At 72.7% G+C, this 22218-nt stretch carries 18 protein-coding genes and 1 pseudogene; 13 read left to right on the top strand and 6 right to left on the bottom strand.

The features are described 5' to 3' along the window. Positions 1-3: 3 nt before the first annotated feature. Positions 4-666, bottom strand: coding sequence for a M15 family metallopeptidase (locus tag SVTN_RS03045; protein ID WP_041127690.1), 663 nt, complete (start codon positions 664-666; stop codon positions 4-6). Between the two features lie 71 nt (positions 667-737). Here SVTN_RS03045 and SVTN_RS03040 point away from each other — a divergent pair, with 71 nt between their 5' ends. From SVTN_RS03040 to SVTN_RS03020, 5 genes are all read left to right on the top strand, one after another. Beyond that, positions 738-2306: a phytoene desaturase family protein gene (locus tag SVTN_RS03040; RefSeq protein WP_041127689.1), complete on the top strand. Its 1569-nt coding sequence runs from the start codon at positions 738-740 to the stop codon at positions 2304-2306. A gap of 222 nt (positions 2307-2528) precedes the next feature. Then, positions 2529-3563 (top strand): L-threonine 3-dehydrogenase, encoded by a 1035-nt coding sequence (gene tdh, locus SVTN_RS03035; protein ID WP_041127688.1) that lies wholly within the window; start codon positions 2529-2531, stop codon positions 3561-3563. A gap of 3 nt (positions 3564-3566) precedes the next feature. Beyond that, the gene (locus SVTN_RS03030; RefSeq protein ID WP_041127687.1) at positions 3567-4766 is read left to right on the top strand and encodes a glycine C-acetyltransferase; all 1200 of its coding nucleotides are present in this window, start codon (positions 3567-3569) and stop codon (positions 4764-4766) included. Positions 4767-4804: 38 nt separating this feature from the next. Then, a complete protein-coding gene (locus SVTN_RS03025; protein WP_041127686.1) occupies positions 4805-5713 on the top strand; it encodes a LysR family transcriptional regulator in 909 nt (302 codons plus the stop codon). A gap of 81 nt (positions 5714-5794) precedes the next feature. After that, complete coding sequence (locus SVTN_RS03020) at positions 5795-6571, top strand: alpha/beta fold hydrolase (RefSeq protein ID WP_041127685.1); 777 nt, start codon at positions 5795-5797, stop codon at positions 6569-6571. A gap of 6 nt (positions 6572-6577) precedes the next feature. Here the strand turns inward: SVTN_RS03020 and SVTN_RS03015 are convergent, their stop codons facing one another. Next, positions 6578-8359: a serine hydrolase domain-containing protein gene (locus SVTN_RS03015; protein ID WP_245727427.1), complete on the bottom strand. Its 1782-nt coding sequence runs from the start codon at positions 8357-8359 to the stop codon at positions 6578-6580. Positions 8360-8567: 208 nt separating this feature from the next. On the opposite strand from SVTN_RS03015, the gene SVTN_RS03010 reads away from it, so the two are divergent. The 5 genes and pseudogenes from SVTN_RS03010 to SVTN_RS02990 all read left to right on the top strand — a co-directional run bounded on the left by SVTN_RS03010 (position 8568) and on the right by SVTN_RS02990 (position 13546). Continuing rightward, positions 8568-9680, top strand: coding sequence for an NAD(P)H-dependent flavin oxidoreductase (locus SVTN_RS03010; RefSeq protein ID WP_041127684.1), 1113 nt, complete (start codon positions 8568-8570; stop codon positions 9678-9680). Next, a complete protein-coding gene (locus SVTN_RS03005) occupies positions 9677-11227 on the top strand; it encodes an acyl-CoA synthetase (RefSeq protein ID WP_041127683.1) in 1551 nt (516 codons plus the stop codon). The genes SVTN_RS03010 and SVTN_RS03005 overlap by 4 nt, the downstream gene beginning before the upstream one ends. A gap of 169 nt (positions 11228-11396) precedes the next feature. Next, complete coding sequence (locus SVTN_RS03000; RefSeq protein ID WP_041127682.1) at positions 11397-12065, top strand: hypothetical protein; 669 nt, start codon at positions 11397-11399, stop codon at positions 12063-12065. Positions 12066-12103: 38 nt separating this feature from the next. Beyond that, positions 12104-12397: pseudogene (locus SVTN_RS02995) on the top strand (MarR family winged helix-turn-helix transcriptional regulator); the annotation flags it as partial. 42 nt (positions 12398-12439) lie between these two features. Next, complete coding sequence (locus SVTN_RS02990) at positions 12440-13546, top strand: calcium:cation antiporter (protein ID WP_078908712.1); 1107 nt, start codon at positions 12440-12442, stop codon at positions 13544-13546. Here the strand turns inward: SVTN_RS02990 and SVTN_RS02985 are convergent. Then, a complete protein-coding gene (locus SVTN_RS02985; protein ID WP_041127680.1) occupies positions 13536-15920 on the bottom strand; it encodes a penicillin acylase family protein in 2385 nt (794 codons plus the stop codon). The genes SVTN_RS02990 and SVTN_RS02985 overlap by 11 nt on opposite strands. Positions 15921-16076: 156 nt before the next feature. Here SVTN_RS02985 and SVTN_RS02980 point away from each other — a divergent pair, with 156 nt between their 5' ends. Continuing rightward, on the top strand, positions 16077-17588 hold the full coding sequence (locus SVTN_RS02980; protein ID WP_041127679.1) for a fatty acyl-CoA synthetase: 1512 nt from the start codon (positions 16077-16079) through the stop codon (positions 17586-17588). On the opposite strand, the gene SVTN_RS02975 is transcribed toward SVTN_RS02980, so the two are convergent. Further along, the gene (locus tag SVTN_RS02975; RefSeq protein ID WP_041127678.1) at positions 17579-17962 is read right to left on the bottom strand and encodes a VOC family protein; all 384 of its coding nucleotides are present in this window, start codon (positions 17960-17962) and stop codon (positions 17579-17581) included. The two genes, SVTN_RS02980 and SVTN_RS02975, sit on opposite strands and share 10 nt — an antisense overlap. A gap of 53 nt (positions 17963-18015) precedes the next feature. Continuing rightward, positions 18016-19302 carry a phenylacetate--CoA ligase PaaK gene (gene paaK, locus SVTN_RS02970; protein WP_041127677.1) on the bottom strand — a complete coding sequence of 429 codons (1287 nt, stop codon included), beginning with the start codon at positions 19300-19302 and terminating at the stop codon, positions 18016-18018. 295 nt (positions 19303-19597) lie between these two features. On the opposite strand from paaK, the gene SVTN_RS02965 reads away from it, so the two are divergent. Further along, positions 19598-21025, top strand: coding sequence for a family 2B encapsulin nanocompartment shell protein (locus tag SVTN_RS02965; protein WP_041127676.1), 1428 nt, complete (start codon positions 19598-19600; stop codon positions 21023-21025). Between the two features lie 57 nt (positions 21026-21082). After that, positions 21083-21859: a GNAT family N-acetyltransferase gene (locus SVTN_RS02960; RefSeq protein WP_041133481.1), complete on the top strand. Its 777-nt coding sequence runs from the start codon at positions 21083-21085 to the stop codon at positions 21857-21859. A 6-nt stretch (positions 21860-21865) separates the two neighbouring features. On the opposite strand, the gene SVTN_RS02955 is transcribed toward SVTN_RS02960, so the two are convergent. Further along, entirely contained in the window at positions 21866-22207 is a 342-nt protein-coding gene (locus SVTN_RS02955; RefSeq protein ID WP_041127675.1) for an ArsR/SmtB family transcription factor, read from the bottom strand. Between the last annotated feature and the right edge of the window lie 11 nt (positions 22208-22218).

Below are 22218 nucleotides of genomic sequence, written 5' to 3'. Positions count from 1 at the left end.
GGCTCAGCCGGACGGCGTGAGCTCCTTCGGGCCGTACGACGCCGAGGGCGCCCCGGTGGCCAGGGCCCAGTACCGGTCGCCGAACGACCAGTGCCACCACTCCGTCGGGTAGTTCACCAGGCCCGCCGTCGTGAGCACGGAGCCCAGCAGCTCCCGGTGGGCCCGCGCCTCCTCCGAGATGCCCTCGGCGCGGGTGTAGCAGGCGCCGCCGCTCTCCTCCGGGTCCGCGTTCATCCGGGTCCCCAGGTCCAGTTCCCGCCCGTCGGCGTCGGCCAGCGTCAGGTCGACGGCCGCCCCGGCGCTGTGCGGGGCGATCTCCGGCGGGGACACGTACCGGCTCGCCGCCGTGCGGATCCGCTCATCGGGCCACTCGGGGTGGAGCGCGCGCAGCTGGTCCGCGTACTCCTCGAAGTACGCCCGCTGGAGCGACGGCGGCCGGTACCCCTCGACGTACAGCAGCCGCAAGCCCCTCGGCAGCAGCTCCTGCGCCTTGAGGAGCCGCTCGACGACACCCTCCCGCAGGTACGCGAACGCGTCCGCCGGGTCCTGTTTGCGGGTGTCGACGAGCAGCGAGCCGATGCCGCGGACGTCGACGAGGCGTTCGCCGCACTCCGTCACGGGTATCGCGGCGACCCTCGGGTCCGACATCAGAACGATCTCAGTCATGCCGTGATCATGCCGGATCATGACCGGACGGCGGTCTTCCCCCGGCACGCGCGCGCGTGTGAGCATGTGCCATGACTGACCGTGATCCACTTCCCGACGCCCCGGCCCCCACCAGCTCGTACGACGCCGTCGTCGTCGGAGGCGGGCACAACGGGCTCGTCGCCGCCGCCTATCTGGCCCGCGCCGGACGTTCCGTCCTCGTCCTGGAGCGGCTCGGCTCCACCGGCGGGGCGGCCGTGTCGACGCGGCCGTTCGCCGGGGTCGACGCCCGGCTCTCCCGGTACTCGTACCTGGTCTCGCTCCTCCCGGAGAAGATCGTGCGCGAGCTCGGGCTGCGGTTCGCCGTGCGGAAACGGTCCATCTCCTCGTACACCCCGAAGGGCGACGGCGGCCTCCTCGTCGGCGGCGGACCCGACCGCACCCGCGCCTCCTTCGCCGCGCTGACCGGCTCCGACAGCGCGTACGAGGCCTGGCAGGCCTTCTACGGACGCACCGGCGAGGCCGCCCGCCGCATCTTCCCCACGCTCACCGAACCCCTCCCCACCCGCGCCGAACTACGCGCCCGCGTGGACGACGCCGACACCTGGCGGATGCTCTTCGAGGAGCCCCTCGGCGTCACCGTCGAGAAGACCTTCGCCGACGACCTCGTCCGGGGCGTGGTCCTCACCGACGCCCTCATCGGCACCTTCGCCGACGCCCACGACCCCGCGCTCCTCCAGAACCGCTGCTTCCTGTACCACGTCATCGGCGGCGGCACCGGCGACTGGGACGTGCCCGTCGGCGGCATGGGCGCCCTCACCGACGCCCTCGCCGGCGCCGCCCGCGCCGCCGGGGCCCGCATCCTCACCGGGCACGAGGCCACCCGGATCGAGACCGACGGGCGCCGCGCCTCGATCACCTACCGCACCGCCGACGGCGAGGGCACCGTCGAGGCCGGCCAGGTCCTCGTCAACGCCTCCCCGCAGGAACTCGCCGCCCTGCTCGGCGAGACGCCCCCGCCCGCCCCGGAGGGCGCCCAGCTCAAGGTCAACATGCTGCTGACCCGGCTGCCGCGACTCCGCGACCGCTCCGTCGACCCGCGCGAGGCCTTCGCCGGCACCTTCCACATCGCCGAGGGGTACGGGCAGCTGGCCACCGCCCACGCCGAGGCCGCCGCCGGGCGCCTGCCCTCCGCCCCGCCGTCCGAGATCTACTGCCATTCGCTCACCGACCCGACGATCCTCGGCCCGGAACTGGCCGCCACGGGCCACCAGACGCTCACCCTGTTCGGCCTGCACACCCCCGCCCGGCTGTTCGCCGCCGACAACGAGGGCACGCGCGCGAAGCTCCTCGCGGCGACCCTCGCCCAGCTCGACGCGCACCTCGACGAGCCGATCGCCGACTGCCTCGCCCTCGACGCGGAGGGCCGGCCCTGCATCGAGGCGAAGACCCCGCTCGACCTCGAACGCGAACTGCGGCTGCCCGGCGGCCACATCTTCCACCGCGACCTCTCGTTCCCGTACGGGGAGGAGGGCACGGGCCGCTGGGGCGTCGAGACCCCGCACGCCAACGTCCTCCTGTGCGGAGCGGGCGCGATCCGCGGCGGCGGAGTGAGCGGCATCCCCGGCCACAACGCGGCGATGGCCGCGCTGGGCCGCTGACGCGGGCCCGACGGAGAGGCCGCCCCACGGTGGTCTCTCCGTTCGGCCCCGTTGACGTCGCCGTCTCCCCGCCTGCGGTGTGAAGCTGATCTGCGAGCGCGCTTAAGAAATCCTCGATGGACCGCAAGCCTCGCGTACGGAAGATTCTCTTCCGGGGATCTTGGGCACTCAGCCGTGCCCGCACCCTCACATCACAGGACACGCACGTCGGGAGCCGTTGCATTGAAGGCGCTGGTCAAGCTGAACGCGGAGCCGGGACTCTGGCTCACGGACGTGCCCGAGCCGGAGACCGGCCCCGGAGACGTCCTCATCAAGGTCAAGCGGACCGGTATCTGCGGGACCGACCTGCACATCCGCTCCTGGGACGGCTGGGCGCAGAAGACGATCGCCACGCCGCTGACGATCGGCCACGAGTTCGTCGGCGAGGTCGTCTCCGTCGGCCGTGACGTCGCCGACATCAACGTCGGCGACCTGGTCAGCGGCGAGGGCCACCTCGTCTGCGGCAAGTGCCGCAACTGCCTGGCCGGCCGCCGCCACCTCTGCCGCGCCACCGTCGGCCTCGGCGTCGGCCGGGACGGCGCCTTCGCCGAGTACGTCGCGCTGCCCGCCTCCAACGTGTGGGTCCACCGCGTCCCCGTCGACCTCGACGTCGCCGCGATCTTCGACCCCTTCGGCAACGCCGTGCACACGGCCCTGTCCTTCCCGCTCGTCGGCGAGGACGTCCTCGTCACCGGCGCCGGCCCGATCGGCATCATGGCCGCCGCCGTCGCCAAGCACGCCGGCGCCCGCAACGTCGTCATCACCGACGTCAGCGAGGAGCGCCTGGCCCTGGCGCGCAAGACCGGCGTCTCGCTCGCCCTCAACGTCGCCGAGCAGACCATCGCCGACGGCCAGCGCACCCTCGGGCTCAAGGAGGGCTTCGACGTCGGCCTGGAGATGTCCGGCAACCCGCGCGCGATGCGCGACATGATCGCCAACATGACCCACGGCGGAAAGATCGCCATGCTCGGCCTGCCCGCCGAGGACTTCGCCGTCGACTGGGCGAAGATCGTCACCTCCATGATCACGATCAAGGGCATCTACGGCCGCGAGATGTTCGAGACCTGGTACGCGATGTCGGTGCTCCTGGAGGGCGGCCTGGACCTCAGCCCGGTCATCACCGGCCGTTACGACCACACCGACTTCGAGGCCGCCTTCGACGACGCGGCCTCCGGCAAGAGCGGCAAGATCATCCTCGACTGGACCACGGGAGCCTGACCCATGTTCGATTCCGTACGCGACTCCGTCCGCGCCACCCTCGAAGAGATCGAGCAGGCCGGACTGCACAAGCCCGAGCGGGTCATCGGCACCCCCCAGTCCGCGACCGTCGAGGTCACCGCGGGCGGCCGCCCCGGCGAGGTGCTCAACTTCTGCGCCAACAACTACCTGGGCCTCGCCGACAACCCCGAGATCATCGCCGCCGCCCACGAAGCGCTCGACCGCTGGGGCTACGGCATGGCGTCCGTCCGCTTCATCTGCGGCACGCAGGAGGTGCACAAGGAGCTGGAGGCCCGCCTCTCCTCCTTCCTCGGCCAGGAGGACACGATCCTCTACTCCTCCTGCTTCGACGCCAACGGCGGCGTCTTCGAGACGATCCTCGGCCCCGAGGACGCGGTCATCTCCGACGCCCTCAACCACGCCTCGATCATCGACGGCATCCGCCTCTCCAAGGCCCGCCGCTTCCGCTACGCCAACCGCGACATGGCCGACCTGGAGCAGCAGCTCAAGGCGGCCGTCGAGGGCGGCGCCCGGCGCAAGCTGATCGTCACCGACGGCGTCTTCTCGATGGACGGTTACGTCGCCCCGCTCGACGAGATCTGCGACCTGGCCGAGCAGTACGACGCCATGGTCATGGTCGACGACTCGCACGCGGTCGGCTTCGTCGGCCCCGGCGGCCGCGGCACCCCCGAGCTGCACGGCGTCATGGACCGCGTCGACATCATCACCGGCACCCTCGGCAAGGCCCTCGGCGGCGCCTCCGGCGGCTACGTCGCGGCCCGCGCCGAGATCGTCGCCCTGCTGCGCCAGCGCTCCCGCCCGTACCTCTTCTCGAACACCCTCGCCCCGGTCATCGCCGCCGCCTCCCTCAAGGTCCTCGACCTGCTGGAGTCCGCCGGCGACCTGCGCGAGCGCCTCAACGCCAACACGGCGCTGTTCCGCTCCCGCATGACCGAGGAGGGCTTCGACATCCTCCCCGGCGACCACGCCATCGCCCCCGTCATGATCGGCGACGCCGCCGAGGCCGGCCGGATGGCCGAGCTGCTCCTGGAGCGCGGCGTGTACGTGATCGGCTTCTCGTACCCGGTCGTGCCGCAGGGCCAGGCCCGCATCCGCGTCCAGCTCTCCGCCGCCCACTCGACGGAGGACGTGAACCGGGCCGTGGACGCCTTCGTCGACGCCCGAGCGGCTCTGCGGGGCTGAGCACCCGGCCTGTGTCCGCAGGCTGAGACACTAGGGGCATGATCGAAGCGCGGCGGTTGCACATCCTCCGTGCGGTGGCCGACCACCGCACGGTCACGGCGGCGGCCGCCGCGCTCTATCTCACCCCTTCCGCCGTCTCCCAGCAGCTCGCCGCCCTGGAGCAGGAGACCGGCCACCGGCTCGTGGACCGCAGCGCGCGCGGCGCGCGCCTCACCCCGGCCGGCGAGATCCTGCTCAGCCACGCCAACGCCGTGCTCGCACAGCTGGAGCGCGCCGAGGCCGAGCTCGCCGCCTACGGCTCGGGAGACGCCGGTACGGTCACGGTCGCCGCCTTCGCCACCGGCATCGGGCTGGTGGTGGCCCCCGCCATCACGGCCCTCGCCCGCACCGCGCCCGGCATCCGGGTCCGGGTCCGGGACGCGGAGGGCGACGAGAGCCTGCTCATGGTCCTGGACCGGCAGGTGGACGTGGCCGTCGCGGTCGAGTACCGGGGCGCCCCCGGCGAGGACGACGACCGGCTCACCCGCGTCCCGCTCTACGCCGAGCCCTTCGACGCCGTCCTGCCGCCCGGCCACCTCCTGGCGGCCGGCGAACGGGTCGCGCTCGCGGACCTCGCCAAGGACACCTGGATCGGCCAGTCCGAGGGCAACCCCTGCCATGACGTGACCGTCCTGGCCTGCGAGTACGCCGGGTTCACCTTGAACCCGGAGCACTCCTCCGACGACTTCCGCGCCGTCGTCGCCCTCGCGGCGGCGTCCGCCGGCGTGGCGCTCGTGCCGCGTTCGGCCCTGCGCGGGATGGAGCTCGGCGGCGTGGAGGTCCGCCCGATCGAGGGCGTCGCCCCGACCCGCCGGGTCTTCGCCGCCGTCCGGCGCGGAGCGGAGGACCACCCCCTCATCAGCCCCGTCCTGACCGCCCTGCGCGCGGCGTCCGAAAACGGTGCCTGACGGGCGCCTCGTCGGCCGGACTCCCGGAGGCGCACTGGCGGAGTTCCCGTACGCCCCATCAGACTGGGGCCCGTGGAAACCATGATCCCTGTCAAGGACGGCGAAGTCTGGGCGGACGACACGGGAGGGGAGGGCCTGCCGCTGGTCCTGCTGCACCCCGGCGTCGGCGACTCCACGGTGTGGGACCCCGTCCTGCCCCCGCTCCTCGCGCGGCACCGGGTGATCCGCTACGACGTGCGCGGCTACGGACGCTCACCCGCGCCCACCGCCGCGTACTCCCCGGTCCGTGATCTGGCCGAGGTCCTCGACCGCTTCGAGATCGAGCGGGCGGTCCTGGTGGGCTCCAGCATGGGCGGGGCCACGTCGGTCGACTTCGCCCTGGAGGCTCCCGGGCGGGTGGCGGGCCTCGCCCTCTTCGTTCCCGGTGTGTCGGGGTACGAGGGGCTGGACTCGGGCGAGTTCTTCGAGCGCCTCGGACCCATGGCCGAGGCCGGTGACACGGAGGGCATCGTCCGGCTCGGCCTCGCCGAGTGGGGGAAGGCCGGCGGCGGGTCCCCCGAGTCCGACCCGGTCGCGGCGCGGCACTGCCGGGCGGTGCTGCCCGCCTGGCTCAGCAACGTCGGCCGCCAGCTCACGGGCCCGCCCGCCTTCGACCGGCTCGAGGAGATCTCCGTGCCGACCCTGCTCGCGCTGGGCGAGCAGGACCGGCCGGTGGTCGTGCGCTGCAACGAGGACATGGCCGACCGGATCCCGGGCTGCCGTCTCGTCCGACTGGCCGCGTCCGACCACTACCCGACGCTGCGTGAGCCGGAGCACGTCGCCGGGCTGATCGAGGAGCTCTACGCCGAGGCGGCGTGATCGGCCTCAATCGGCCGACCTGGTCCAGCCGTTCGCCTCGATGCGGGCTCCGTCCGTCGGCCGTGTCTCGTCGAACACCGGCAGCCCGGCCCCGTCGAGAAGCCGCAGCCCGTCGACGTACACGCCCCGCCCCACGTACCGCTGATCCGTGGTGTACCGCCAGCGCAGGAGGGCGTTCGCGTCGGGCAGCGCCGCGGACACGGTGTGCCAGACGCGGCCGGACCAGCCGCCGAGGCTGCCCGTCGGATGCTCGGTACGGCTGTCGGTGGTGAAGGGCATCGGCCGCCAGGTCGTGCCGCCGTCGGCCGAGGCCTCCAGGGAGACCCGGTCCGCGCCCGGTTCGGTGTCCCACCACAGCGCGCACTCCAGGCGGGCGGCTTCGGGCACAGGCGGCAGGGTGAGCGTGCCGGTGGCGCCGCTGTCCATGCCGGAGAACCAGGAGGCGCGGCCCCGGGCCGGCCGTACGGGCACGGCCCTGGCCAGCCGGTCCGCCGTGGCGACGCGCGGCGCGGAGCCGGAGCGCCAGGACCGCACCGGGTGCACGGAGTTGCCGAGCACGATCAGGAACGCGTCGGTCGTCGGGTCGAGGACGAGGCTGGTGCCGGTGAAGCCGGTGTGCCCCGCCGTGTGCGGGGTGGCCATGGCGCCCATGTACCAGTGCTGGTAGAGCTCGAAGCCGAGCCCGTGCCCGTCGCCGGGGAAGGCGGTGTTGAAGTCGGTGAACATCAGCTCCACCGACGCGGGGGAGAGGATCCGGGCCCGGCCGTACGCGCCGCCGTTGAGCAGGGTGCGGGCGAGGATCGCGAGGTCCCAGGCGCGGGAGAAGACCCCGGCGTGGCCCGCGACGCCGCCGAGGGCGTAGGCGTTCTCGTCGTGGACCTCGCCGTGGACCATGCCCCGGTCGAGGCCCGACCAGGGCGGCCGGGCGTCCTCGGTGGCGGCGATCCCCGGCCGCCAGGAGAGCGGTGGATTGAAACGCGTGCGGTGCATCCCGAGCGGAGCGGTGATCTCGTCGTGGAGCAGGATGTCCAGACCGAGACCGGTGATCTTCTCCAGGATCAGCTGGAGCGTGATCAGGTTGAGGTCGGAGTAGAGGTACGTGGTCCCTGGCGGGTTCGCCGGGACCTCCTTCCACAGCAGCCGCAGCTTCCCCTCCCGCGTCGGTTCCCGGTAGAGCGGGATCCAGGACCGGAACCCGGAGGTGTGGGTGAGCAACTGCCGTACGGTGACGTCCTGTTTCCCGCCCCCGCCGAACTCCGGCAGGTACGCGGTGACCTTCGCCTCCAGTTCGAGCGCCCCGCGCTCGATCTGCTGCACCGCCAGGATCGAGGTGAACAGCTTGGAGACCGACGCCAGATCGAAGACGGTGTCCTCCGTCATGGGGATCCGCTGCTCCGGCGGCAGCTCGATCCCCGTGTCGGTCTTCTCGTCGTACGCCGCGTACCGCACGGCCGAGCCGATCGCCCGGTGCAGCGCGACGGTCCCGCCCCGCCCGGCGAGCAGCACGGCGCCCGCGTACCAGGGGTGCGCGGGGGAGGGGGCGAGGAAGCGCTCGGCCTCCGCGACGAGCCCGTCCAGGTGCGGTGCGAGCAGCCCGGCCCGCTCGGCCGACCCGCGCCGCAGCGTGGTCCGCCGCGCGGCCGATCCCGGTCCCGTCGCCCGGCCGGCCGATCCCGGTCCCGTCGCCCGGCCGGCCGATCCCGGTCCCGTCGCCCGGCCGGTCGCGGTCGGTCCCGACCCCGGCTCGGGGCCGGCCGCAGCCGCCGCCCCCGGCACCGCACCGATCATCAGCGCACCTCCGAGGGCCAGTATCCCGCCGCCGAACGCGCGGCGGCTCGGCCCTCCGTCTCGTTTCGCTTCCCGCGTCAGGCCCACCCTCTCCCACCGGACGCGGCCGCGAAACGCAGACGCACCGGCACGCACCCGCCCCAAAGAATCTGACGTTGCGTCAGAAAACCTCTTCCCTCCGCCGCGCCGCTGCGGCATCCTGCCGCCCATGGAGACGGAGCTGAGTCGCACACTGGGGATCGAGCACGCCATCTTCGGCTTCACGCCCTTCCCCGCGGTGGCCGCCGCACTCACCAGAGCCGGCGGCTTCGGCGTCCTCGGCGCGGTCCGCTACACCGCGCCCGACGACCTCGCCCGCGACCTCGACTGGATGCAGGAGCACACCGACGGCCTGCCCTACGGCCTCGACGTCGTGATGCCCGCGAAGAAGGCGGTCGAAGGCGTCGGCGAGGCCGAGATCGAGGCGATGATCCCCGAGGAGCACCGGGCGTTCGTCCGCGCCACCCTCGCCAAGCACGGCGTCCCCGAACTGGCCGAGGGTGAGGCCTCCGGCTGGCGGATCACCGGCTGGATGGAGCAGGTCGCCCGGAGCCAGCTCGACGTGGCCTTCGACTACCCGATCAAACTCCTCGCCAACGCCCTCGGCTCGCCGCCGCCGGACGTCGTCGCCCGCGCCCACGACCACGGCGTCCTCGTCGCCGCACTCGCCGGCAGCGCCCGCCACGCCCGCCACCACGCCGCCGCCGGCATCGACATCGTCGTCGCCCAGGGGTACGAGGCGGGCGGCCACACCGGCGAGATCGCCTCCATGGTCCTCACCCCCGAGGTCGTCGACGCGGTCTCCCCGCTGCCCGTGCTCGCCGCCGGCGGCATCGGCAGCGGCGAGCAGATCGCCGCCGGACTCGCCCTCGGCGCCCAGGGCGTCTGGCTCGGCTCGATCTGGCTCACCACCACCGAGGCCGAACTGCACTCCCGCGCCCTCACCGCCAAGCTCCTCGCCGCCGGCTCGGGCGACACGGTCCGCTCCCGCGCCCTGACCGGCAAGCCCGCCCGCCAGCTCCGTACCGAATGGACCGACGCCTGGGACGACCCGGCGGGGCCGGGGCCGCTCCCCATGCCGCTCCAGGGACTCCTGGTCGCCGAGGCCGTCTCCCGCATCCAGAAGTACGAGGTGGAACCGCTGCTCGGCACCCCCGTCGGCCAGATCGTCGGCCGGATGAACTCCGAGCGCAGCGTGCAGCAGGTCGTCGACGAGCTCACCCGCGGCTTCGAGAAGGCCGTCGACCGCATCAACCGCATCGCCGGACGGAGCACCCAGTGACGCAGACTCTCCCCGGGTTCTGGGCCCAGGCCGCCGCCGACCCCGGTCGCACCGTCCTCGTCGCACCCGACGGCGAGGAGTGGTCCGCCGGCCGGCTGCACGCCGAGGCCAACCGGCTCGTCCACGGGCTGCGCGCCGCCGGCCTCGAACGCGGCGACGCGTTCGCCGTCGTCCTGCCCAACGGCCCCGAGTTCTTCGCCGCCCATCTCGCCGCCACCCAGGCCGGGTTCTACCTCGTCCCGGTCAACCACCACTTCGTCGGCCCCGAGATCGCCTGGATCGTCGCCGACTCCGGCGCCAAGGTCCTCGTCACCCACGAGCGGTTCGCCGAGGCCGTGACCCTCGCCGCCGACGAGGCCGGACTCGCACCCACCCACCGGTACGCCGTCGGTACGGTCCCCGGCTTCCGCCCGTACGCCGAACTCCTCGACGGGCAGCCGGAGTCGGCGCCCGAGGACCGCACCCTCGGCTGGGTCATGAACTACACCTCCGGCACCACCGGCCGGCCCCGGGGCATCCGCCGCCCGCTCCCCGGGAAGCTTCCCGAGGAGACCCATCTCGGCGGCTTCCTCGGCATCTTCGGCATCCGGCCGGCCGACGGCAACGTCCATCTCGTCTGCTCGCCGCTCTACCACACCGCCGTGCTCCAGTTCGCGGCCGCCGCCCTCCACATCGGACACCCGCTCGTCCTCATGGACCGCTGGACGCCCGAGGAGATGCTGCGCCTGATCGACCGGTACGCGTGCACCCACACGCACATGGTCCCCACCCAGTTCCACCGTCTGCTCGCCCTCCCCGCGGAGGTGCGGGAGCGGTACGACGTCTCCTCCATGCGGCACGCCATCCACGGCGCCGCGCCCTGCCCCGAGCACGTCAAGCGGGCGATGATCGACTGGTGGGGCCGGTGCGTCGAGGAGTACTACGCGGCCAGCGAGGGCGGCGGCGCCTTCGCCACCGCCGAGGAGTGGCTCAAGAAGCCCGGGACGGTCGGACGGGCCTGGCCCATCAGTGAACTCGCCGTCTTCGACGACGACGGTCAGCGGCTGCCGGCCGGCGAACTCGGCACCGTCTACCTCAAGATGAACACCGGCGGCTTCCAGTACCACAAGGACGAGGCGAAGACCGCGAAGAACCGCATCGGCGACTTCTTCACCGTCGGCGACCTCGGCGTCCTCGACGAGGACGGCTACCTCTTCCTCCGCGACCGCAAGATCGACATGATCATCTCCGGCGGGGTCAACATCTACCCCGCCGAGATCGAGGCGGCCCTGCTCGCCCACCCCGCCGTCGCGGACGCCGCCGCCTTCGGCATCCCGCACGCCGACTGGGGCGAGGAGGTCAAGGCGGTCGTGGAGGCGGCCGAGGGGTACGAGCCGGGTCCGGCGCTCGCCGCCGAGATCCTGGCCCACTGCGGCGACCGCCTCGCCGGCTTCAAACGCCCGAAGTCGGTCGACTTCGTCGCGGCCATGCCCCGCGACCCCAACGGCAAGCTGTACAAGCGCCGCCTCCGCGACCCGTACTGGGAGGGCAGGGAGCGCCCGCTCTAGGAGGTCTCCTGCCGACGGACCATGTCGTCGGCCTCGGCCGTCACCTCGGTCGTCACCTCGGTCGACGCGGTCCCGGCCGCCTCGTCCTCCGGTCCGTCGCCCGCGAAATCCGGCTCGGGGCGGCCACGTGCCGGGTTAGGGTGCGGCGGATCGAGGATGCGAGGGGCGTGTGGAACAGCGGGTACGGGTGCACAAGGTCCGTTTCGGCGGCGGCGAGCTCAGGGTCGTCCGGCCGGACCCGGCCCCGGGGCGGCTCGCCCTGCGCGACGACGGCCACTGGCTGTCGATGTACGCCGACCGGGACGGTGCCGAGCGGCTCACCGCGCTGTGGTCGCTGGCCGCCCGCTCCGCCCGCTCCCTGGTCCATCTCCCGATCCGGGCCAACCGGGCCCCCGACGGGGCCGCGGGGGAGGGCGAGCCGGTCGCGCTCGATCTGGTCCTGGTCCACCACAGCCTGCAGTTCCCCACCGCCTCGTGGAAGCAGGTCCGGTCCCGGCTCGGTGCCGGCAGTCCGCACACGGCCTCCACCCCGGACCGTGACTTCCCCGAGGCGAGTGCCATCGACCACGACCGCAGGTACCACCCGACGTACCGGGACCACCTCGGCTTCGACATCGCCGCCCACACCCTCTTCGTGGTGGGCAGCGCCACCGCGTTCCGCGAGCACGGCACGGCGCTCCGCGGTCTCGTCGACGAGGCCCCGTCCCACCGGCACCGCCACCCGGGAGCCGGGCACTTCTGCGTGGAGTTCAGCTCCGGCCCCTGGACCCGGCCCCGCACCCGCCGGCATGTGCCGGGCGCCCTGCACATCGAGTACTGCGAGGACTGGCCGGTCTGATCAGCGCTCCGGCGCCAGGGCCGGGAGCAGCTGGGACTCCGCTCGGCGTCAACGAGCTCGCCGCCCGCCTGGAGGTTGCCCCGACCACCGTGAGCCTGATGGTCGGCGACCTCGCCAAGAAGGGGGTCCTGGAGCGGGCCGAGGACCCCGTCGACCGGCGGCGGAAGATCGTCTCCATCGCCGAGGCGCACCGCCCCGCCATCGACGGCCGGCTGGGCCGCAGTGCCGGCGCCTGGCGCGCGGCCCTCGCGCCCCTGAGCCCTTCCGAACGCAGGATGTTCGTCGAGACCCTCGCCGCCTACGAGAACGGCCTCACCGACCCCGAGGGCTGAGTGAAGCGGGCGAAAAGGCCCTCTTGTGGCAATATGCGGATCATGAGTTCGAGTGTGACGGCAAGGGCACGGCAGTGGACCACCTGGGGGCCGGTGGTGGCGGCGCTTGTGCTCGGCCTCGCCTGGGGGCGCGAACTCCCGGGCTTCGCGGTGGCGATCGTCGTCATCTGTCTGTTCGCCGCGGTGCTCTCCGCCGTCCATCACGCCGAGGTCATCGCCCACCGCATCGGCGAACCCTTCGGCTCCCTCGTCCTCGCCGTGGCCGTCACCGTCATCGAGGTCGGACTGATCGTCATGCTGATGATCGGAGGCGGCGACAAGGCGACGAGCTACGCCCGGGACACCGTCTTCGCCGCCGTCATGATCACCTGCAACGGCATCGTCGGCCTCTCCCTGCTCGTCGGCGCGCTGCGCAACCGGATCGCCGTGTTCAACGCGGAGGGCTCCGGCGGCGAGCTCGCCATCGTCTGCACCCTCGCGACCATGACGCTCGTCCTGCCGACGTTCACGACGAGCCACCCGGGCCCCGAGTTCTCCGCCGCACAGCTGGCCTTCGCCGCCGTCTCCTCGCTCCTCCTGTACGGGGTGTTCGTCACCGTCCAGACGGTTCGTCACCGCGACTACTTCCTGCCCGTGCCGCGGCCGGACCGGGGGATCCCGGAGTCGGAGGACGAGCACGCCGCGCCGCCGACCGCCCGTGACGCCTGGTTCAGCCTCGGTCTGCTCGTGGTCGCCCTGGTGGCCGTCGTCGGCAACGCCAAGCTCGTCTCGCCCACCATCGAGGACGCCGTCGCCTCCGCGGGCCTGCCCAAGGCGGTCGTCGGCGTGGTCATCGCCCTCATGGTGCTGCTTCCCGAGACGCTCGCCGCCGTGCGCGCGGCGAGCCGGGACCGCATGCAGACCAGCATGAACCTGGCCTACGGCTCGGCCATCGCCAGCATCGGCCTGACGATCCCGTCGATCGCGCTCGCCTCGATCTGGCTGGAGGGACCCCTGATCCTCGGTCTGGGGCCCCTCCACATGGTGCTGTTCGTGCTCACGGCCGTGGTGAGCGCCCTGACGGTGGTGCCCGGACGGGCCACCCTCCTTCAGGGCAGCGTCCACCTCTCGATCTTCGCGGCCTTCGTGTTCCTCTCGTTCAGCCCCTGACGACCTCCACCTTCAGCGCGGGCGAGCGCAGGATGTCCTTCTCGCAGAACCGGGAGGTCACCCAGCGCCCGTCCGAGAACAACCGGGTCTGGTCGCTGTAGTGCGGCGACGCCGGGTTCGACGACTGGGAGTACGAGAGCAGGGTGCGGGCCACCGGACACCGGCTGCCGTCCCAGCCCACCGCCTGCACGTGGCTGGTCCCGTGCGCGACCTCCACGTAGCCGCCGCCCGCCGCGTTCCACACGGGCTCGGTCTTGTTCCAGATGCCGAGCGCCTCGGTCCCGCCGCTCACCGGGATCCGCTCCCCGTTCCGTACGACGAACTGGTGGGCGCCCAGCGGTGCGTCGAGGGCGATGCCCGCCGCCCGGAGTTCCGCCGCCGCGTCCTTGAGGGCCTGCGCGAAACCGGGCGTCCCCGTGTTGAGGGTGTGCGGGGTGCGGACCGGGTCGGCCGCCGAGAACGGCACCAGCCACTGGTCGGCCGGCTTCACCGTGCCGGTGAACTTCCGCCAGAAACGGTCGAAGAGCAGCGCGCCCCGGCTGTCGGTGTTCACGGTCCGGTCCCAGTCCCCGATCACCCGGCAGACCTCCGGGTCCTCCGGCAGCACCGACGCGCAGGCCTTCGCCGCGTCGGCCGCCGCCAGGTCACCGGCCGGCGCCCAGTCGGCGAACTGCTGGCGCTGGAGGTCGGCCACCGTGAGCCCGCCCCGGTCCGCCATCGCCGCCACGTCCTCGATCCCGCCCCGGGTGCGCAGCGAGCGCGGGGTCGCGACCGTGCCGAAGATCCGCTCGTAGCCGGTCAGCGGCCGGTCGGCGTTGGCCAGCCACGCGCTGTCGTTGGAGTTCTCCACGTACGGGGTGTCCCGCAGGACCGGCATCCGCGCCGGGCCGAAGACGCCCGGCTGCACCGCGTCCGGGTCGGAGCCGAGCGCGCAGTCCGACCGCGAGCCGTCGAGCACGGCGACGCCCGAGGCCGGGTAGGTGGCCCGGCCGAGCGGCGTGGAGCAGCGCGCGGCGAGCTCGTCGGTGATCCGGGGGAGCACCTGGGACTGGGCGAAGAGGGAGTGCCCCGCCGAGTCCGCCGCGATCGTGTTGACCCAGGGCAGCCCCTGTGTGCGCGCCAGGGTGTCGGCGATGTCCTGTGTGGAGCGGGCCCTGCCGAAGCCGAGGGCGGTGTCGGAGCCGCGCAGGTTGGCGGCGTTGGGGTCGTTCAGCGCGTACGCCGTGGTCGCGGTCCACGGCAGTGGCAGCTGCGCGCCGAGGCCGCCGACGACGGGTCCGTACCGGGTCCACCACTGGGTACGGGTGACGGGGGCGCCGTCCTTGACCGCCACCGTCACCGCGCGCGGGGTCATCCGCTCGGGCTTCCCGTCCACCAGGTACGCGGTCGGGTCGCCCGGCACCAGGGCCAGCTGATGCAGGTTCAGCGGCACCCCGGTGGCGACGGTGTGGCTCCAGGCGACCTTGTCGTTGAAGCCGATGTTGACGACGGCCGTGCCGAGGAGCGAGGCGCCGGAGACGTTCAGCTCGCCCGGGATGGTCTGCTGCGACTGCCAGAACCGGCGGCCGCCCTGCCACGGGTAGTGCGGGTTCCCCAGGAGCAGCCCGCGCCCGTTCGCCGTCGTGGCCCCGGAGAACGCGACGGCGTTGGAGCCCATGGTGGCGTTCTCGGGAGCGAACAGCTCACGCGCGGCCCCGGCGGCGTCCTCCGGATCGGGGACGGCGGCCGACGGGGGAGCGATGGCCGGCGGCCTGGCCGCCGTGATCCCGTCCACGGCCCTGCCCTGCCCGCCGAGCACCGAGACGGCGAAGCCGCGCCGGGCCACGTCGAGCGCGGTGACCGGGCGGACCCAGTCGGCGTCCGCGCAGGCCGGATCGGTGATCCGGTTCTTCCGCAGCCAGGCGTTGTAGCCGGCCGCCCAGCCGCGCATCAGCTCCTTGAGGTCCCGGCTCGGCCCGGCGGGGGCCGGGGTGGCGAGCAGTTCCTCGACCGTTCCGGCGTCCTTCACGCCACGGAAGTACAGGTCGCTGGAGAGGTTCGTCGTGGCGGAGGAGAGCGAGCCGTCCGGGGCGGCGTCCGGGCCGAAGTGCCGGGAGCGTTCACCGTTCACGGTCAGGAAGCCGTCGGCGAGCACGCAGACCTGGTCGGCGGCCTGCGCCCAGCCCGTGCCGAAGCCGAGGTCCGCGTAGTCCTTCGCCACGATGTGCGGGATGCCGTACTCGGTGTAGCGGATGACGGCCGACAGGCCCCGGTCGGACGGGTGACGGTCCCGGCCCCCGGAGTCGGCGGCCGCCGCGCCGGGCAGCGAGGCCGTGACGACGGCGAGGGCCGCGCCGGTGAGCGCCAGGTGTTTCAGACGGGTGCGGAGGTGCAAGATGCCTCCCAACGGGCGGATGAGCACTGCGGGTTGGACCATGCACGCAGCCGCGCGGCCCCTTGTCAACATCCCGTTCGGTATCCGAGGTCCGGGTGTGTACGGCGCGCCGCGCGGTACTTGACCTTCCGCCCGCTCCCCGCCGAGGATCACCGCATGGACCGACTCCTCAGCCGCACGGTCGACGGTGTTCTGCGCGCGAGCGCCCGGCGCGTGCCCGACCGGATCGCCGTCCGGTACGCCGACCGGACCTGGACGTACGCGGAGCTGGACGCGGCGGTGTCCACCGCCGCCGCCGTCCTGCGGGAGCGGCGGCACGGCCTCGCCCTGCCGGAGTACGCCCGGGTCGCGACGTACGGCCACAACTCGGACGCCTATCTGATCGCGTTCCTCGCCTGCGCCCGGGCCGGCCTGGTCCACGTACCGGTCAACCACCATCTGACCGGCGAGGACCTCGCGTACGTCCTGGAGCAGTCGGACAGCTCGCTCGTGCTCGCCGACCCCGCCCTCGCCGACCGGATCCCCGAGGGCTTCGCGGTCAAGGCGCTGCGGGACGCGCCCGGTTCACTGCTCGACGCGCTCGCCGAACCGGAGGCGTACGACACCGACCGCGACGCGCGTGACCTCGCCCAGCTGCTCTACACCTCGGGCACCACCGCCCTGCCCAAGGGCGCGATGATGACCCACCTCGCCCTCGTCCACGAGTACGCGAGCGCCGTCGAGGCCCTCGACCTGAGCGAGGACGACCGGCCGGTGCACGCGCTGCCGCTCTACCACTCGGCGCAGATGCACGTCTTCCTGCTGCCCTACCTCGCCGTCGGCGCCGAGAACACGATCGTCGACGCACCCGACCCGGCCGTCCTGTTCGACCTGATCGAGGCGGGCCGCTGCGACAGCTTCTTCGCCCCGCCGACCGTCTGGATCGGCCTCGCCAACCACCCCGAGTTCGCCGCCCGCGACCTGTCCGCCCTGCGCAAGGCCTACTACGGGGCCTCGATCATGCCCGTGCCCGTCCTGGAGCGGCTGCGCGCCCGGCTGCCGGAACTCGCCTTCTACAACTGCTTCGGCCAGTCGGAGATCGGCCCGCTCGCCACCGTCCTCGGCCCCGACGAGCACGAGGGCCGGATGGACTCCTGCGGCCGCCCCGTGCGCCACGTCGAGGCCCGGGTCGTCGGCGAGGACGGCGAGGATGTGCCCGACGGCACGCCCGGCGAGATCGTCTACCGCTCCCCGCAGCTGTGCGAGGGCTACTGGCGCAAGCCCGACGAGACCGAGGCGGCCTTCCGGGGCGGCTGGTTCCACTCCGGCGACCTCGCGGTCCGCGACGCCGAGGGCTACCTCACGATCGTCGACCGGGTGAAGGACGTCATCAACTCCGGTGGTGTGCTCGTCGCCTCCCGCCAGGTCGAGGACGCGCTCTACACCCACCCGGGGGTCGCCGAGGTGGCCGTCATCGGCCTCCCCGACGAGCGCTGGATCGAGGCGGTCACGGCCGTCGTCGTCCCCCGCGGCGAGGTCACCGAGGCCGAACTCCTCGGCCACGCGCGCGAGAAGCTCGCCCACTTCAAGGCGCCGAAGCGCGTCTTCCTCGTGGACGCGCTTCCCCGCAACGCCAGCGGAAAGATCCTCAAGCGCGAGCTGAGGGACCGCTTCGCCCCTCAGCCCTGATCCTTCTCCTCCGTCACGCAGAGGATGTTGCCCTCACTGTCCTTGAACCAGGCGCCCCGCATGGTGTCCGATTCGACCACGCCGTCGACCGTCTTGATGCCGGGCAGGTCGTACTCCTCGAACGTGACGCCCATGGAGCGCAGGGTCGACATCTCCGCGTCGAGGTCGTCGACCTTCCAGCTCGCCAGGGTGTGCTCGGCCTTGCCGCCGTAGGGCGTCTCGTAGAGGCCGATCACCGTGCCTCCGCATTCGAACCTGGTGTCCTCGGGCGTCTCCTTCGTGAGGGGAAGTCCGAGGGTCTCCGAGTAGAACTGCTTGGCCCGGTTCATGTCACTGACCGGAATGATCGCGGCTATGGGGGAGTCCGACAGCATCGCAACCACCTCCTGCCTCCAGGCTACGCAGCGCCCGGGCCCGGCGCTCCCTCTCAGCCCTCCCGCAGGTCCACGATCCTCTTGATCTTGCCCACCGAGCGCTCCAGCGTCTCCGGGTCGACCACCTCCACGCCCACCGAGACCCCGATCCCGTCCTTCACCGCTGCCGCGACCGCCCGGGCCGCCTCCGCGCGCTCCTCCGGCGTCGCGTCCGGCCGGGCCTCCGCCCGCACGGTCAGCGCGTCGAGCCGGCCCTCCCGGGTCAGTCGCAGCTGGAAGTGCGGGGCCACGCCCGGGGTGCGGAGCACGATCTCCTCGATCTGGGTGGGGAACAGGTTCACCCCGCGCAGGATGATCATGTCGTCGCTGCGCCCGGTGACCTTCTCCATCCGGCGGAACACCCGCGCGGTCCCCGGAAGCAGCCGGGTCAGGTCGCGGGTCCGGTAGCGGATCACCGGCATGGCCTCCTTGGTGAGCGAGGTGAAGACCAGCTCGCCCTCCTCCCCGTCGGGCAGCACCTCGCCGGTGAACGGGTCCACGATCTCCGGGTAGAAGTGGTCCTCCCAGATGTGCAGGCCGTCCTTGGTCTCCACGCACTCCTGCGCCACGCCGGGGCCGATGACCTCCGACAGGCCGTAGATGTCGACCGCGTCGATCGCGAACCGCTCCTCGATCTCCTTGCGCATCTCCTCCGTCCACGGCTCCGCGCCGAAGACGCCCACCTTCAGCGAGGTCGACCGCGGGTCCACGCCCTGCCGTTCGAACTCGTCGAGCAGCGTCAGCATGTACGAGGGGGTCACCATGATGATCTCGGGCCGGAAGTCCTGGATGAGCTGCACCTGCCGGGCCGTCATGCCGCCGGAGGCCGGGATCACCGTGCACCCGAGGCGCTCGGCGCCGTAGTGGGCGCCGAGGCCGCCGGTGAACAGGCCGTACCCGTACGCCACATGGACCTTGTGCCCGGGGCGGGCCCCCGCGGCGCGCAGGGAGCGGGCCACCACGTCGGCCCACATGTCCAGGTCGGCCTCGGTGTAGCCGACGACGGTCGGCCGGCCGGTGGTGCCGCTGGAGGCGTGGATGCGCCGGATCCGGGACTGGTCGACGGCGAACATGCCGAAGGGGTAGTGGTCGCGCAGGTCCGACTTGGCGGTGAAGGGGAAGCGGGCCAGGTCGGCGAGCGTACGGCAGTCGTCCGGGGTCAGCCCGGCCGCGTCGAAGGAGCGCCGGTAGAAGTCCACGTTCTCGTACGCGTGACGCAAGGTGGCGCGCAGCCGCTCCAACTGGAGGGCCGCCAGCTCCTCGCGTCCGAGCCGTTCGCCGCTGTCCAGCAGTTCCGTCATGCGCCCACTCCTCCACTGTCGTAAAACGGACTACCGATCATTCGGTTGATCCGTTCCGGGCCAGTAAAACCGGAGGTACCCGGGGCTTGGCAAGGGGTCGGAGGAACTTTCCCGCCCGCGTCGCCGCCCGGACGGCGGAGCGTGTGGGGCGCGCGCGGGGCGGCCGCCCCCGCCCGGTGCTCCCACCCGTTCGCGCCGCACCCGGATGACGTACACCACCGTGCGTTACATCTGGATGCGGAGAGTCACGCACGAGAGTCCGCACGCCCACGAGAGCCCCAGAAAGCGAGTCCCCATGTCGGTCGACACCGCCCCGGCAGCCGGCCCCACCCCGCCCGCCGTCGAGATCCGCCAGGTCCAGCTCAGCCTCAGCACCGCCGCCGCCCGCAACCTCGCCACCACCACCAAGTCCGAACCCCAGATGCAGGGCATCAGCTCCCGCTGGCTGCTCCGCAAGCTCCCCTGGGTCCACACCCCCGGCGGCACCTACCGGGTCAACCGGCGCCTCTCGTACGTGGTCGGCGACGGCCGCGTGACCTTCGTCAAGAGCGGCTCCAGGGTCGAGGTCATCCCCGCCGAGCTGGCCGAACTCCCGCTCCTTCGCGGCTTCGACGATCCCACCGCGCTCGGCGCCCTCGCCGACCGCTTCGTCCAGCAGGAGTACGAGCCCGGCCAGGTCGTCGTGCACGCCGGCAGCCAGGCCGACCACGTCTACCTCATCGCCCACGGCAAGATCGAGAAGCTCGGCACCGGACAGTACGGCGACGAGACCGTCCTCGGACGGCTCGGCGACGGCGACACCTTCGGCGGCCAGGTGCTCGCCGGGGACGGGACGTGGGACTTCACCGCCAAGGCCGTCACCGCCGCCACCCTCCTCGCCCTGCCCCGCACCGCCTACCTCGCCGTCGCCGAGCAGTACGAGAACCTCCGCGAGCACGTGCTGAGCGCCGGGGCCGACGGCCACCCCCGCCCCGCCAACCCGTTCGGCGAGGCGGCCATCGAGCTCAGCGCGGGACACGTCGGCGAGGCCGTGCTGCCCGGTGCGTACGCGGACTACGAACTCAAGCCGCGCGAGTACGAGCTCAGCGTCGCCCAGACCGTCCTGAAGGTCCATACCCGCGTCGCCGACCTCTACAACCAGCCGATGAACCAGACCGAGCAGCAGCTCCGTCTGACGATCCAGGAGCTCCGCGAGCGCCAGGAGCACGAGCTCGTCAACAACCCCGAGTTCGGGCTGCTCCACAATACCGACTTCGACCAGCGCATCCAGACCCACTCGGGCCCGCCGACCCCGGACGACCTCGACGACCTGCTCAGCATGCGCCGCGACACCGACTACATCTTCGCCCACCCCCGGGCCATCGCCGCCTTCGGCAAGGAGTGCAACAAGCGCGGCCTCGTGCTCGGCACCGTCGACGTCGAGGGACGCCACATGCCGGCCTGGCGCGGGGTCCCCCTCCTGCCCTGCGGAAAGATCCCGGTCACCGACCGGCAGAGCTCCTCGATCATCGCCGTCCGCACCGGCGAGAACAACGAGGGCGTCATCGGCCTCCACCAGACCGGCCTGCCCGACGAGGTCGAGCCCGGCCTCAACTGCCGCTTCATGGGCATCGACGAGAAGGCGATCATCTCCTACCTCGTCTCCACCTACTACTCCGCCGCGATCCTCGTCCCGGACGCGGTCGGCATCCTCGAGAACGTCGAGGTCCGTCCGCGCGCCTGACCGCCACCCGGGCAAATTCCGTTGCCCGGAGACGAACACGGTGCTGGAGTGGCCGCCATGGAACCCCAGCACCTGCGTGACCTGTACGACCTCCAGCTGCGCCGCGAGGCGCGCCCCGAGGGGCCCGGCTGCCGCGTCGAGCGCGTCGGCGCCGTCGTCCGGCAGACCGGTCCCGCGCACGCGTGGAACGGCGTCCTCTGGTCCGGCCTCGACGCGCCCGCCGCCGACGGCGCCATCGCCGAGCAGATCGACCACTACCGTGCGGCCGGCCTGTCCTTCGAATGGAAGCTGTACGCGCACGACACCCCCGCCGACCTCGGCGACCGGCTCCGCGCGGCGGGTCTCAGCCCCGAGGAGCCCGAGACCCTGATGGCCGCCGAGGCCGCCGCCCTGCCCCGGGAGGTCCCGCTCCCCGAGGGGGTCGAACTCCGCGCCGTCACCGACGAGGCCGGGGTCCGCCAGGTCGTCGAGGTCCACGAGCGGGCCTTCGGCACCGACAGCTCCCACCTCGGGCGCCGGCTCCTCGACCGGCTCGCGGCCGACCCCGACACGGTCACCGCCGTCGTCGCCCTCGCGGCCGGCGAACCCGTCAGCGCCGCCCGCATGGAGCTGTACCCCGGCACGGACTTCGCGGGCCTCTGGGGCGGCGGCACCGTCGAGGGCTGGCGAGGCCGCGGCCTCTACCGCGCCCTGGTCGCGCACCGCGCCCGCATTGCCGCCACCCGCGGCCACCGCTACGTCCAGGTCGACGCGGCGGCCACCAGCCGCCCCATCCTCCAGCGCCTCGGCTTCCTGACGCTGACGACCACGACGCCGTACGTGTACGAGGTCTGAGTCCGCCTACCCCTGGGCGTGTGCGGTGACCACGGCCCGCAGGAGCCCCGGGAAGCGCTCCTCGAACTCCTCGCGGCGCAGTGCGTTCATGCGGGAGGTCCCCGCGTAGTGCTGGCGGATGAGGCCGGCCTCGCGCAGGACGTGGAAGTGGTGGGTGGCCGTCGACTTGCTGACCGGCAGCTCGATGGTCCCGCAGGCCAGGTCCTCGCCCGCCGCGTACAGCTCGGCGACGATCCGTCGCCTGACCGGGTCGACCAGCGCCTCCAGGACCTGCTGGAGGCCGATCTCGCTCAGCTCGGGGTGGGGCGGGACGCGGTCCCGTCGGCCGGTGCCTGTCACTGCTGTCATCGTCGTGTCGC

This window comes from Streptomyces vietnamensis, assembly GCF_000830005.1.
GTDB classification, from domain to species: Bacteria; Actinomycetota; Actinomycetes; order Streptomycetales; family Streptomycetaceae; genus Streptomyces; species Streptomyces vietnamensis.
This window is presented reverse-complemented; position numbering and strand designations above follow the sequence as displayed.

Excerpts from the sequence above, each read along its gene's own strand:
- SVTN_RS03045 (WP_041127690.1), bottom strand. The coding sequence starts at position 666 with ATGACTGAGATCGTTCTGATGTCGGACCCGAGGGTCGCCGCGATACCC.
- SVTN_RS03040 (WP_041127689.1), top strand. The coding sequence starts at position 738 with ATGACTGACCGTGATCCACTTCCCGACGCCCCGGCCCCCACCAGCTCG.
- SVTN_RS03030 (WP_041127687.1), top strand. The coding sequence starts at position 3,567 with ATGTTCGATTCCGTACGCGACTCCGTCCGCGCCACCCTCGAAGAGATC.
- SVTN_RS03025 (WP_041127686.1), top strand. The coding sequence starts at position 4,805 with ATGATCGAAGCGCGGCGGTTGCACATCCTCCGTGCGGTGGCCGACCAC.
- SVTN_RS03020 (WP_041127685.1), top strand. The coding sequence starts at position 5,795 with ATGATCCCTGTCAAGGACGGCGAAGTCTGGGCGGACGACACGGGAGGG.
- SVTN_RS03015 (WP_245727427.1), bottom strand. The coding sequence starts at position 8,359 with ATGATCGGTGCGGTGCCGGGGGCGGCGGCTGCGGCCGGCCCCGAGCCG.
- SVTN_RS03010 (WP_041127684.1), top strand. The coding sequence starts at position 8,568 with ATGGAGACGGAGCTGAGTCGCACACTGGGGATCGAGCACGCCATCTTC.
- SVTN_RS02990 (WP_078908712.1), top strand. The coding sequence starts at position 12,440 with ATGAGTTCGAGTGTGACGGCAAGGGCACGGCAGTGGACCACCTGGGGG.
- SVTN_RS02980 (WP_041127679.1), top strand. The coding sequence starts at position 16,077 with ATGGACCGACTCCTCAGCCGCACGGTCGACGGTGTTCTGCGCGCGAGC.
- SVTN_RS02975 (WP_041127678.1), bottom strand. The coding sequence starts at position 17,962 with ATGCTGTCGGACTCCCCCATAGCCGCGATCATTCCGGTCAGTGACATG.
- paaK (WP_041127677.1), bottom strand. The coding sequence starts at position 19,302 with ATGACGGAACTGCTGGACAGCGGCGAACGGCTCGGACGCGAGGAGCTG.
- SVTN_RS02965 (WP_041127676.1), top strand. The coding sequence starts at position 19,598 with ATGTCGGTCGACACCGCCCCGGCAGCCGGCCCCACCCCGCCCGCCGTC.
- SVTN_RS02960 (WP_041133481.1), top strand. The coding sequence starts at position 21,083 with ATGGAACCCCAGCACCTGCGTGACCTGTACGACCTCCAGCTGCGCCGC.
- SVTN_RS02955 (WP_041127675.1), bottom strand. The coding sequence starts at position 22,207 with ATGACAGCAGTGACAGGCACCGGCCGACGGGACCGCGTCCCGCCCCAC.